At 69.4% G+C, this 11,773-nt stretch carries 12 protein-coding genes and 2 pseudogenes; 8 read left to right on the forward strand and 6 right to left on the reverse strand.

All coding sequences use genetic code 11. From position 1 onward, the window contains the following. Positions 1 to 32: 32 nt before the first annotated feature. Positions 33 to 908 carry a LysR family transcriptional regulator gene (locus ACZ5CW_RS26490; RefSeq protein ID WP_468605502.1) on the reverse strand — a complete coding sequence of 292 codons (876 nt, stop codon included), beginning with the start codon at positions 906 to 908 and terminating at the stop codon, positions 33 to 35. Between the two features lie 56 nt (positions 909 to 964). Here ACZ5CW_RS26490 and ACZ5CW_RS26495 point away from each other — a divergent pair, with 56 nt between their 5' ends. Both ACZ5CW_RS26495 and ACZ5CW_RS26500 read left to right on the forward strand, forming a co-directional pair. Further along, positions 965 to 1,492 carry a cupin domain-containing protein gene (locus ACZ5CW_RS26495; RefSeq protein ID WP_468605504.1) on the forward strand — a complete coding sequence of 176 codons (528 nt, stop codon included), beginning with the start codon at positions 965 to 967 and terminating at the stop codon, positions 1,490 to 1,492. 6 nt (positions 1,493 to 1,498) lie between these two features. Next, a complete protein-coding gene (locus tag ACZ5CW_RS26500) occupies positions 1,499 to 1,861 on the forward strand; it encodes a DoxX family protein (RefSeq protein ID WP_468605506.1) in 363 nt (120 codons plus the stop codon). Positions 1,862 to 1,928: 67 nt separating this feature from the next. Here the strand turns inward: ACZ5CW_RS26500 and ACZ5CW_RS26505 are convergent, their stop codons facing one another. The 3 genes from ACZ5CW_RS26505 to ACZ5CW_RS26515 form a co-directional block, all read right to left on the reverse strand. After that, positions 1,929 to 2,828 (reverse strand): FtsX-like permease family protein, encoded by a 900-nt coding sequence (locus ACZ5CW_RS26505; protein WP_468605508.1) that lies wholly within the window; start codon positions 2,826 to 2,828, stop codon positions 1,929 to 1,931. A gap of 85 nt (positions 2,829 to 2,913) precedes the next feature. Further along, positions 2,914 to 3,819, reverse strand: a complete 906-nt coding sequence (locus ACZ5CW_RS26510) for an SDR family oxidoreductase (protein WP_468605510.1) — start codon at positions 3,817 to 3,819, stop codon at positions 2,914 to 2,916. 523 nt (positions 3,820 to 4,342) lie between these two features. Beyond that, a complete protein-coding gene (locus tag ACZ5CW_RS26515) occupies positions 4,343 to 4,702 on the reverse strand; it encodes an excisionase (RefSeq protein ID WP_468605512.1) in 360 nt (119 codons plus the stop codon). Between the two features lie 68 nt (positions 4,703 to 4,770). On the opposite strand from ACZ5CW_RS26515, the gene ACZ5CW_RS26520 reads away from it, so the two are divergent. The 4 genes and pseudogenes from ACZ5CW_RS26520 to ACZ5CW_RS26535 all read left to right on the forward strand — a co-directional run. Further along, positions 4,771 to 5,742: a Clp protease N-terminal domain-containing protein gene (locus tag ACZ5CW_RS26520; protein WP_468605514.1), complete on the forward strand. Its 972-nt coding sequence runs from the start codon at positions 4,771 to 4,773 to the stop codon at positions 5,740 to 5,742. A gap of 153 nt (positions 5,743 to 5,895) precedes the next feature. Beyond that, complete coding sequence (locus ACZ5CW_RS26525) at positions 5,896 to 7,011, forward strand: FAD-dependent oxidoreductase (protein ID WP_468605516.1); 1,116 nt, start codon at positions 5,896 to 5,898, stop codon at positions 7,009 to 7,011. Between the two features lie 229 nt (positions 7,012 to 7,240). Next, on the forward strand, positions 7,241 to 7,459 hold the full coding sequence (locus tag ACZ5CW_RS26530; RefSeq protein WP_468605597.1) for a mycothiol transferase: 219 nt from the start codon (positions 7,241 to 7,243) through the stop codon (positions 7,457 to 7,459). A gap of 54 nt (positions 7,460 to 7,513) precedes the next feature. Continuing rightward, positions 7,514 to 7,692: pseudogene (locus ACZ5CW_RS26535) on the forward strand (IS5/IS1182 family transposase); the annotation flags it as partial. A gap of 213 nt (positions 7,693 to 7,905) precedes the next feature. Here ACZ5CW_RS26535 and ACZ5CW_RS26540 read toward each other — a convergent pair. Continuing rightward, on the reverse strand, positions 7,906 to 9,003 hold the full coding sequence (locus ACZ5CW_RS26540; RefSeq protein ID WP_468605518.1) for a PP2C family protein-serine/threonine phosphatase: 1,098 nt from the start codon (positions 9,001 to 9,003) through the stop codon (positions 7,906 to 7,908). A gap of 360 nt (positions 9,004 to 9,363) precedes the next feature. Next, complete coding sequence (locus ACZ5CW_RS26545; protein ID WP_468605520.1) at positions 9,364 to 9,684, reverse strand: MFS transporter; 321 nt, start codon at positions 9,682 to 9,684, stop codon at positions 9,364 to 9,366. Between the two features lie 522 nt (positions 9,685 to 10,206). On the opposite strand from ACZ5CW_RS26545, the gene ACZ5CW_RS26550 reads away from it, so the two are divergent. Continuing rightward, the gene (locus ACZ5CW_RS26550; protein WP_468605522.1) at positions 10,207 to 10,800 is read left to right on the forward strand and encodes an MmyB family transcriptional regulator; all 594 of its coding nucleotides are present in this window, start codon (positions 10,207 to 10,209) and stop codon (positions 10,798 to 10,800) included. A gap of 31 nt (positions 10,801 to 10,831) precedes the next feature. Continuing rightward, positions 10,832 to 11,744, forward strand: a pseudogene (locus tag ACZ5CW_RS26555) (aldo/keto reductase). Positions 11,745 to 11,773 lie beyond the last annotated feature (29 nt).

Below are 11,773 nucleotides of genomic sequence, written 5' to 3' on the forward strand. Positions count from 1 at the left end.
CCCGAGTTCCGGCAGCACCGGTTGCTACGTGCTCAGCGGCGGTACGCGGCCGTCGCGATCTCGATGAAGGACCGGATCAACGGGCTGGTGTCACCCTCGTTCCATGCCGCCACCACTCGGCTCGGCGCCATGTCGGTCAGCGGCACGGCGGCCAGCTCTGCGGGCAGGTCGTGTCCGAGCGGGGCCAGGCCGACCGTGCCGTTCCACAATACGGCTTGCAGGCATTCCTGGACGACGCGCACCACTGGGCCTTCGCGTGGCTCGCCGCCGTTCCAGTAGGACTGCCAGAACGGGTCGGTTCCCCGCGGGAACTGGAACCAGGGGCGGTCGCCCAGGTCGGCCAGCTCCAGCCGGCCGCGGCGGGCCAGCGGATCGTCGGCGCGCAGGACCACGCCGACCGGATCGGTACGCAGCTCACGCACCGTCAGGGCGGTCTGGTCGAACGGCGCCCGTGTCAGGGCGACGTCGACCAGTCCGGCGCGCAGCCCGCAGGTCGGGTCGGTCAGGTCTGTGGCGCGAATACGGATGTCGATGCCGGGGTGGCTCCGGCGGAATGCGGCGGCCATCCTGGACACTCCCGGGTCGGTGCCGTCGCTCAGGATGCCGACGGTGATGGTCGCGACGCCGGCGGCTGCGGTCACGCGTGCGTGGACGCGGTCGGCGTGGTCGAGTAGGGCCCGCGCCTCACCGAGCAGCACTGCGCCCACCGGGGTGAGCGTGACGCCGGCAGGCGAGCGGGTGAACAGCAGGCCGCCGGCCTCGGTCTCCAACTGCTTGATCGCCCGGCTCAGCGCCGGCTGGCTCATGTGCAGCCGAGTGGCGGCCCGACCGAAGTGGAGTTCCTCAGCGACCGTGACGAAGTAGCGCAGGGTACGTAGCTCCACGCTGCGACGATACCCACAAGGCATCAGCGTCGCGGAACGGGTCTTGGACAGTCGCAGGGCCCCCGCGGTGCACTCGGAGCATGACTGACGAAGCCAAGAACAGCGACCCGCAGACCGAGCCCGCCGTATCGGTGGTCGGCCCCGAAGACGGCGAGACGATCGTCATGGGCACCACACGCATGCGCGTCCTCGAAGACGGCAGCCGTACCGGACACCGCCTGGCACTCGCCGAATCCGTCCTCGCCCCCCACACCTCTGGACCGCCGCAGCACCGTCACGCCCAGCACGACGAGGGGTTCTACATCATCTCCGGCACGGTCCGGTTCACCGTCGGGGACCAGGACTATGACGCCACCACGGGCACGCTCGTGATGGTCCCGCCCGGTGTCCCGCACACCTTCGCCAACCCGACCGACCAACCCGCCGTCATGCTCAGCACATTCACCCCCGACCTGTACGTGCAGTACTTCCGAGACCTCCAGAATCTGATGGCCGACGGCCGGCCGCTGACACCACAGGCCGGCATCGAGGCGATGAGCCGCTACGCGACCGAGCCCGCGGGGCCGCCGTGGGCATCGACGGGTCACCTGCAACCAGGGACGTGGTGAGGAATCATGAACATCGCATATTGGATCGTCGCCGGAGTGCTCGCCCTCTTCTACCTCTATGCGGGCGCGATGAAAGCGACCCGCAGCCGCGACCGACTCCGCCCGATGATGACCTGGGTGGACCGCATGCCCCTGCCCGTCGTCAGGGCGTTGGGGTCGGTCGAGATACTCGGCGCGGCCGGGCTGATCCTGCCGCCACTGACCGGCATCGCGCCCTGGCTGGCACCGGCTGCGGCCATCGGGTTCGTGCTCCTGCAGATCGGTGCGATCGCCGTCCATCTGACCGGCGAAGATCGACGGATCGCACTCAACACCGGGCTCATCGTCACCACGGCCGTGGTCACCTGGCTGGCCACCACCTGGCTGTGACGGAGCACCGCTCTCGACCAGTGGATGCGCTGAATGAGCTGTTGTCGGGCAGGAGCAGCCCGGAGGTTCAGTCGGCGGCCAGCAGGTGGGCGGGGGCGATCTGGGACAGTTTTCGGATGGGTACCGTCAGGGCGGCGGTGACCATTGCGGTGGCGACCAGCGTGGCCAGCAGTGCGGCGCCGGTGATGGCAAGGAGATGTCCCTGCAGTACACCCTGCCCGAGCGCCAGCACCGCCACCAGGCCCGCCGCGGCACCCGACAGACCGCCCAGCAGAGCCAGTCCGATCCCCTCGTAGAGGGTCAGCAGTGCGAGTTCGCGGTTGGTCCAGCCGGTCGCCCGCAGGACCGCGAGATCGGCTGCGCGTTCACGCTGCGAGAGCACCAGTACATCGACAGCTCCCGCGGCGCCGAGCACCAGGGACAAGGCGACGCTGAGATAGTCGGCACCCCGCGCCTGTGCCACGACGGCGTTGCCCAGCAGCGACCCCGCCACCTCGCCCTGGAAGGCCAGTGTCAGGGCGAGCAGCACCGTGAAGGCGGCCACTCCGAGCGCCAGGCCTGCCGCGCCGAGCAGGGTGCGGCCGCGCACCCGCAGGAGGTTGAGCACGGCCAGCCCGGCCACTGAGCGCACCGGGCGGGCGCGGCGGGCGGCCGCCACCGGGGGCCGGAGAGCCTGCATGGGGCCCAGCCGGGTGGCGAGCCAGGCCGGGATCAGGCCTGCGGCCGTGGCCAGGAGCAGCGCCACCGGCAGAACAAGGAGCGATGTGGTGCCGGCTTCCGGCTGGCCCAGCAGCCTGCCGAGCACGTACGCGAGCATCGCCCCCACGACCCCTGCCGCTAGACCGATCGCGGCCAGTTCCCCCAGAACCAGTCTGAGCACTTCTGCGCCGCTCCAGCCCACGCACCGCAGCGTGCCGATCTCGGTGCGAGGATGCCCAGGGCGGTGTCGGGCCGGCAGTGCACGCACGGTGGGAGCTGGGGATCCACCGGCCCGTCTGGCTGATCACATGGCTGGTGGAGTGGAGCGGCTCCGAGGCATGCCTCGCTCGTGCCTAGGGGCGGGTGTCGGACTGGTACGAGTTCCAGTCGGCGCGGCCGCCGGCGCCCAGGACCCCGATGTCGGCTGCCAACTCGGTGGGGGAGCGCGTGTGCAGTTCGCGTCGGGTGATGCGGGCGACGATCGACGGGAAGAACGGCCGCAAGGGCTGGCACCAGCGCAGCCACGGCGGTGCGTAGATGTAGTGGGCGCGCCGGGCGATGCCGGTCGCCAGCCAGTCGGCGACCTGGTCGGGCTTGTGGACGCGGCGAGCGAAGCGGGGCTGGTGGCTGCGCAGGGCTTTGAGGACGGGGTGGTCGTCGATGCCGGCGATCATGTCGGTGCCGGTCCAGTGGAGGTAGGCGATACCGACGGCGATGCGGTCCGGTTCGACCTCACCGCGTAACGCCTGGGCGAAGGATTCCGCCCCGGCCTTGGAGGCGCAGTAGGCGCTCATCATGGGGGCGGAGCCGAAGGCGGCGGTGGAAGCGATCTGCAGGAAGTATCCGTGGGTGCCGGCCAGTTGCGCGAGGAAGGCTCTGGCGGTGTTGGCGGATCCGACGAGGTTGACATCGACGACCCGCTGCCACAGGTCCGCGGGCGTGTGGGCGAACGGGCCGCCGGCGGCGATGCCGGCGTTGGCCACGACCACGCTCGCCGGCCCCAGTTCGTTCTCCACCCGTCGGGCGGCGGCCTCGAGCGCGGCGCGGTCGGTGACATCGGCTTCGACGAAGATGCTGCGATTCGGCAAGCGGGCGGCTGCCTGGCGAAGGGTTTCCTCTTCTCGGCCCAGCAGGGCGATGAGCATTCCGGCGTCGGACAGGTGCCGCGCCAGGGCTTCGCCGACCCCGCGGGCGGCTCCGGTCACCACCGCGACCCGACCGCGCAGCACCGTGGAGGCGGCACGGGGGTGCCCGCTCATGCGAAGGTCTCACGCATCGTTGTCCGTTCTTCGCTCGACCAGCTGCGTCAGGCCCCGAGCCACAGCCGGAGCATGCCATGGCGTTCTGTCACCTATACATACCTCTCGTTGCGTACCGCATGCGGCAGTTCACCAGCAGGAGTGAACGGGGCTGGTCCCTCCTGCTCACCGAGAAAAGCAGCACCATGAGGCCAATTCCCGCTGTCGTCGGCGCGGCCCTGACGGCGGCGACCCTCACGGCCGGGGTCACCGTACCGGCGAGCGCCGCGGCTAGGGCAGCCGCAGCCGCTTGCCGGGCTGGGGGCACTACCCGGCGGAGGCCCGTTCGCCCCGGAGGCGCCTTCGCCCCGGTCGGGCAGTCCGACCGGGCGGGACCAGTTGCGGCAACGGTTCAGCAGCCGCAGGCGTCAGCTGAGGGATGCGGGCGCCCCGTTCCAGGTGGCCGGCGGGCGCATGACCGCGTCCGCCTCGGCCTTCTCAGGTTTTATGGGGATCCCGATGTCGGCTGGGCTGTTCGCGCCGGTCACTTCCGCTCCAGCGCGGCCAGCCGCAGCTCAAGCTGGTCAACCCGGTGCCGTAGCAGGGTCACCTGGGCTTCCAGGCTGACCTCCCGTTCCGCCCGGCGCTGAATGCGCGGTGATGCGGCGGCGCGCTGGATCACCGCGTCCAGCTGGACCAGGCGCTGCGGCCCGTTCGGGCCGTCCACCAGCCGGGACTGGATCTCGCCGTTGCGGTACCAGGAGCGCAGGGCCGATCGGGAAACGCCGGTCTCGGCTTCCGCCTTGGCCAGCGTGACCCACGGACTCTCGTCCAACTGCTCGAACAACTCCAGCTCATTCTGCCAGCGCGCGAGCCGGTCCTCCCAGTCCGACGGTCTCTCCATCACACCCTCCCTCCGGCACGGTAACCCTGTCATTAACAGTGTATTGACAGGGTTGCGACCATGGAACCATGACATTTGAAAGGTTCACGGTGAAAGCCCGCCGGGTGGTCGTCGCGGCCCAGGAGCAGGCGAGGCTGCTCAAGCACAACCACATCGGCACGGAGCACATCCTGTTGGGGCTGCTCGACGTGCCGGACAGCGTGGCGGCGAAGGTTCTGCACCAGCTCGGGTACGACAAGGAGACGGCGCTGGTCGATATCGCCGCCGTGGTCACGCCCGGCACGCAGGAACTGAGCGGCCATATCCCGTTCGCGCCGCGGGCGAAGGAGACGCTGGAACTCGCCCTGCGCGAGTCGCAGCAGCTGCACCACAACCACATCGGTACGGAACACATCCTGCTCGCCCTGGTCAGGGAAGGTGAGGGCGTCGGCGCGAAGGTGCTTGCCCAGCGGATCGATCCGATCAGCAAGATCCGTGCCGCGGTGCTGGCATCAGTCGAGGGATCGCAGGACGTCGCGGCCGGCCCATGGCCGGCCGGCACACCGGCCACCGAGGACACCGTGGCCGCCGCCAGCGCGCTGGCCGGTGGCGCACCGGTCGGCAGCCATCACCTGCTCGAGGCGATGCTGAGGGCGGAGAACAGCATGGCGGCCAAGGTGCTGCGCGAACTCGGGGTCGACCCGGACGCGGTCGCCGCCAAGATCGACGAACTGGATCCGGAGACGACCACGGACGCGAACCCGGAGGAAGCCGCCGCGCGCAAGATGGAAATCCGGCTGGTCGACGATGAGGTGCACCTGATCCTGCGGGACCCGGCCACGGTCGCGATCGCCAAGAAGGTCACCGAGCTGTCGGACGGCCCGATCCAGGGCGTCGGGCCGGTCGCCGGCATGTTCGTCCCGCTCTGGCGGTCGACCAACCAACTGCTGCAGCGGATCCAGCACCTGCTGGAACCGGAACCCGAAGAAGAGGACGGATCCGCCACGAGCAAGGTGGCCAAGGCCGTGCGCACGGTCCTCGCGCCCCGGCTCCGCCGGTGAACCGGCTGATCAGCGAGCCGGAACCTGACGGGGGGGACAGACGAGGACGAGGGCGTGATGAACGACGATGCGCTGGCGCCTCACCGGCGGTGGCCCGCACACACCACGGGTCGATCTCCCGCGAGCAGCCAATACGTTGAATCGGAGGCAACCATGACCATTACCATCGTCGGAGCCGGCTTAGGCGGCTTGGCCCTTGCCCGTGTGCTGCACGTGAACGGCATCGACGCCGTCGTCTATGAACGTGAATCGTCGCGCGGCGCGCGCGGTCAGGGCGGCATGCTCGATCTGCACTCCGGGACCGGGCAGCGGGCGATGCGCGAGGCCGGCCTGATCGACCAGTTCCATGCGATTGCCCGTCGTGCAGGCCAGGACCTCCGTCTTCTCCAGCCGGACGGCACCCTGCTGCTCCGTGAGGACACGCCCGACGACGCCCCGCTCGAACGACCCGAGGTCGACCGTGCCGATCTGCGCAACCTGCTGCTGGACTCTCTCCCCGAACACGCGGTGCGCTGGGGGCACGCGTTCGAATCCGCCGACAACGGCCTGCTGCACTTCGCCGACGGCAGCAGTGCGCCGTATGACCTGCTGGTCGGCGCCGATGGCGCGGGCTCCCGGGTCCGCGCGCTGCTCACCGACGCCCTGCCAGCGCACACCGGCCAAAACGTCATTGAACTCGGGATTCCTGACGTCGACCGCACCCACCCCGACCTCGCGGCGATGGTGGGGCGCGGCAACTACTGGGTGCTCGGCAACGGACAATCCCTGTCGGCGCAGCGCAACGGCGACGGCCGCGTACGCATCTACCTCAGCTTCTACGACACCGCCGAGGACTGGTTCGCGACCAGCGGGATCCCGTTCGGCGATCCGGCCGCCGCCCGGGTGCGGCTGATCGAGCTGTTCACCGGCTGGGACGCACGGTTCACCGCACTGATCGCAGCCTGCGACGACATGGTCCTGCCTCGGTCGATCACCACGCTCCCGGTCGGCCTGACCTGGTCGTCGAGGCCAAACGTCACGCTGCTCGGCGATGCCGCGCACCTGATGCCGCCGGTGGGGCAGGGCGCCAACATGGCGCTGCTCGACGGCGCCCTGCTCGGCCTCGCGCTGGCCGCGTACCCGGACGACTTTCCCACCGCCGTCAAAGAATACGAACGCGAGATGTTCGAACGCACCAGCGCTGCCGGTCGGCAGTCCGCGCACGTCCAGGAAATCCTGGCGTCGCCCGACGCCAGCCAGAAAATGCTCGCGTTCTTCCAACCTGGCTGAAGGTAACCGAATACGGCCAGGCAACCGCCCAGCCGGCGCGATCACCCGGGTTCGGGTCCCTCCTTCGGTATGCGTGATGATCAACGGACGCAAATGGCGAGCACCCTGGAACGGCTCGCCGAACTGTGCACCGCCCGGTGAACGCCGAACTCGGCGCCCGTAAAAGCGCCCTGGAGCGCCAGCGCGAGCCGGATACGGTCGGGCAGCTCACGGTGGGCGCGGAGGCGCACTGGTACGTACCCGAGGGGGGAGCGCCGAGGAGGTCTTCGCCGGATACCGGGCGGCCGTCGCGCGCGCGGACGCCGTGCTCGCCACCTCCGCGCCCGAACAGGACCCCATCGCCTGGCCCGTGGAGATCTGGCCGACCTGGCGGCCGCCTGGCATGTGTCACGTCCTGATCCACGTGCTCGCCGAAGTCACCCGCCACAGCGGCCACTTGGACGCGTAGCACGAACTGATCGATGGAACCACCCGGCTCGGCGGCGACCCCGCCGCTCGCCCGGGTGGGCTGACCAGCAAGGTCTACCTTGCGGCAGACCGGCGCCGCTGGCGTTCGTGCTCACGCCTGAGCAGGCCGCCGACGGTCCCCGGTTCGTCTGGGTGTGGGAGAAGGCCAGGGTGCGCGGGCCCGTGGGCAGGCCGTGCACCCGACCGGATGCGGTTGCTGCCGATATGGCGTACGACCGGACGCCGCTGTGCACGGTGCGCGGGGTGGCCGAAGTAGCGGCCGCCCCAGGGCAACGGGATATCGCCCAGCCCGGGTGCGGGAACGGTGGTCGTCATCTCGTGGAGGTGCGCGCGAGGGGCGCGTACCCCTGAAGGACATCGTCGAGCGTGGGAGGCACCGGCGGCACACCGCATGGAGGCATCACATGGCCGCGATCTGGGCCGGTCCTACTCCGAGGGTTCACGCAGGCGCACGGCGAGGGCGGCGATGTCGTCGTCAAGGCGTCCTCTGCTGTAGTGGAGGAGGTCGCGGTGAAGAGCCGTGAGCAGCTCGCGGGGCGGCGTCGGGGGCTGTCGGCGCATCCAGGCCGCCAGCGGGAAGAACTCGCCGTCGCGGGCGCGGGCCTCGGCGACCCCATCGGTATAGAGAAGCAGCAGGTCGCCGGGGGCGAAGTCGAAGGTGTCGACGTTGTAGTGATCGCCCATCAGCTCCGCGAGGTTGAGCAGTGGCGAGGGGGCTGTGGGCTCGAGGGCACGGAGTTCCCCCCGGTTCACGAGCAGCGGCGGGGGGTGTCCGCAGTTGAGGATCTCGATACGCCTGCCCCCGTGCGGGATCTCGACGAGAAGGGCGGTGGCGAAGCGCTCCATCGCCCCCTCGGGGGGAAACGCTGCGTTGTATCGGGTGCAGCTGGCGTCCATCCGGCGCGCGACACTGACCATGTCGGCCTCGCCGTAGGCCGCCTCCCGGAAGGCGTTGACGATCGCCGCGGCCGCCCCCACTGCCGGCAGGCCCTTGCCCCGCACGTCACCGATGAGCAGCCTGACTCCGTATCGAGTGTCGACCACCTCGTAGAAGTCCCCGCCGATACGGGCCTCCGCAGCGGCCGCGAGGTACAGCGACTCGATCTCGACGCTCCCGAAGCGGCGCGGCACGGGACTCAGTACCACCTGCTGCGCCGCGTCGGCGACGAGCCGCACGTGAAAGAGGGTTCTCTCCCGCTGGAGCCGGACATGACTTCCGTACGCGGCCGCCACGGTGACCGCGATGATCCCCGCAGCCGTCCACCACGTTCCCAGACCGGGGAACACCATGCCGAGGCCGATCATCAGAAAGAGGCAGATCGTCCCCAGCAGGACGGTGGGGAGCACCGGCCACATCGCGGCTGCGAGGGCCGGCGCCGCGGGCAGGAGGCGACTGAAGGCCATTTCCGGGGGAGTGGCGTAGGCCAGGCTGGCGATGACCACGGTGAGGACGACCGGCGACAGCCGCACAAACCACCCCCGGCCGTGGCGACGACGGAGCCGCAGCCGTCCAGACTCGATCACACTTCACAGAATATCTACGCAATGAGGGCATAGCGCTCTGGCAGATCGGATTCGCCCCCCCTGCCCCCGGGCCGGCTCGCCGGCTTTGTCGGTGTCGCACGTGTTCCGCGACTCCGGCAAGGTCAGGGGAAACCTGCGACGCCCCCGGCGGGTCTTCCCTCGTCTCCGCGCTGTTCTGCAGCCGAAGGGGCGAGGACTTCCGTCGCTTTTGCGCGTCGCGCTCCGCTCAGAATTCGAACACGTACTCTAATTCAAGTAGGTATGGCGTGGGCCGCCTCACCGACACGGAGACCGAGCACCACAGATGGCGGACGTGCACCGGGCCCTGGCGGTGTGCAGAGCGGGCTGTCTGCGCCGCGCCTACCAGAGAGAGGTCAGCGAGAAGACGACGAGAGAGAACAGGAATGCTCTGCGGTGGCCGAACAGGTCACCGGCCCGGGCTCCCAGCAGCAGAAGCCCGCCGAAGACCAGCACGTAGGCGTTGGTGATCCAGGACAGGCCGGTCTCGGAGAACCCCATGTCGGAGCGGATCTGCGGCAGCCCGGTGAAGACGATCGAGTTGTCCAGGATCACCATGACGTAGCTGACGCAGATGATCGAAAGGATCAGCGTCGCGTGGACCGGAGTCACGTGGGGGCGCGTCGCCGCAGGTGCGGACGCCCGCTGTGCGGTGGTGGTCATCGCGTCACCAGCCCCACCGTCAGCGTCGTCCTGCAGTGGGTTCCTGTGATCGCCCACACGGCGGACGACGCGCCACCGCGGCGGACAGAGGCGTCCACCGTGCTGATCACAGGCTGGCCGCTCACAGCCGCACCAGCGCCTTGAGGGCCTCGCGGTTCCTTGAGGGACGTAGCGGCGCCGTCCTTCGGGTCGGTTCATCGGATCCTCGAGGACTCGCCGTCCTCGGCCTTTTCCAGGGAACCGCGGACGGACGCGCAGGTGGGAGTGCACTCCTTTTCCAGGTAATGGCAGTACCTCGCAGACGCTCACCGACGCACCTACCGCGAGAGTGCAGGACAGATCCCCACCGCCCGAGCAAGAGGAGGTCTCGGTGTCCCGGGCCGCCCACACCGAAGTCTTCACCCACCCCACGGCCGACGCCGACCGGCCCGAGGGCACGCCCGCCACCGCGATGCGCATGAGACTCCCGAGGCACAATCTTACGACCTGGCCCGTGCGGCCACGCCCTCAGGCCGGCGGCCCGTGGCGACCGCTTCCCGGGTGCGGCCCACGATCCTGCGGCTGCTCGACTCCATGACCGACGTACCGGCGTACGTCCGCAACGCACGGTTCGACATCCTGGCCACCAACGCGCTGGGCCGTGCCGTGTACGCACCCCTCTTCGACTCGCCGCTGTTCGCCCAGCGCGGTCCGGTCAACAGTGCTCGTTTCATGTTCCTGGACCCCATGAGCAAAGACTTCTGGGTCGACTGGGACAAGGGTGCCGACGACGCAGTGGCCTTCCTGCGGACCGAGACGGGCCGGGCGCCCCAGGACAAGGCCCTGACCGATCTGATCGGAGAGCTGTCCACGAGGAGCAGCGAATTCGCCCGCCGGTGGGCCCGCCACGACGTGAAGTTCCACCGCTCCGGCATCAAGAACCTGCGCCATCCGCTGGTCGGCGATCTCGCCCTGCCCTACGAGGCGATGGAGCTGCCGTCCGACCCCGGCCTCCGCCTCAACTTCTACACCCCTGAACCGGACTCGCGAGAGCGGGAGGCACTCGGTCTCCTCGCCAGTTGGGCGAGCACGGCAACAGCCGTTCCCTCCGGCAACGACCGGCCAGGGAACGACTGATCGAACGGACACGAACGAGGAGAACAGCTTCATGCGGTACCGACCGCTCGGCCGCACCGGTGTGCAGGTCAGCCCCCTCTGCCTGGGCGCGATGATGCGTTTCTGAGGAAATCGTAGGCAAGGCGCTCAAGGACCACCGCGAGAACGTCTTTCTCGCCACCAAGTTCTTCATGCCCATGAACCAGGACGACCCCAACCAGCGCGGAGGATCACGGCGCTGGATCATGCGCGCGGTCGAGGACTCCCTGCGGCGCCTGGACACCGATCACATCGACCTTTACCAGGTCCACCGCCCCAGCCCGGACACCGACATCGAAGAGACCCTCGGCGCTCTCTCCGACCTCGTCCACCAGGGCAAGGTCCGCTACATCGGCTCCTCGTCCTGCTCCGGCTCCCAGATCGTCGAGGCCCAGTGGGCTTCCCGGGAGCGGCGTCTGGAGCGGTTCGTGACCGAGCAGCCGCCGTACTCGATCCTGGTGCGCGGTATCGAGGAGGACGTCCTGCCCACCGTGCGCCGCCACGGCATGGGCACGCTCACCTACAGCCCGCTCGCCGGGGGCTGGCTCTCGGGCCGCTATCGCAAGGACAACACCTCCGGCCCGGCCTCCGCGGCACGTCCCGCAGCCCGCTTCGACATGACCAGCCCCGCCAACCAGCGCAAACTCGACGCGGTCGAACAGCTCGCGGTCCTGGCGGAGAAGGCCGGCCTCACCCTGATCGAACTTGCCGTCGCCTTCGTCGTCAACCATCCGGGCGTCACCTCGGCGATCATCGGACCGCGCACCATGGAGCAACTGGAAGCGTTCCTGCCTGCCGCCGATGTCATGCTGTCGGCTGATGTCCTCGACCGCATCGACGAGATCGTGGCCCCCGGTGTGACCGTCAACCCCGCCGACAACAGCTACGGCGACTTCGAACTGCGCGCTGACCAGCGCCGACGCTGACATAGCCACAGCCCGAGCGTGTCAGCTGT

The organism is Streptomyces sp. NPDC031379, from assembly GCF_055569615.1.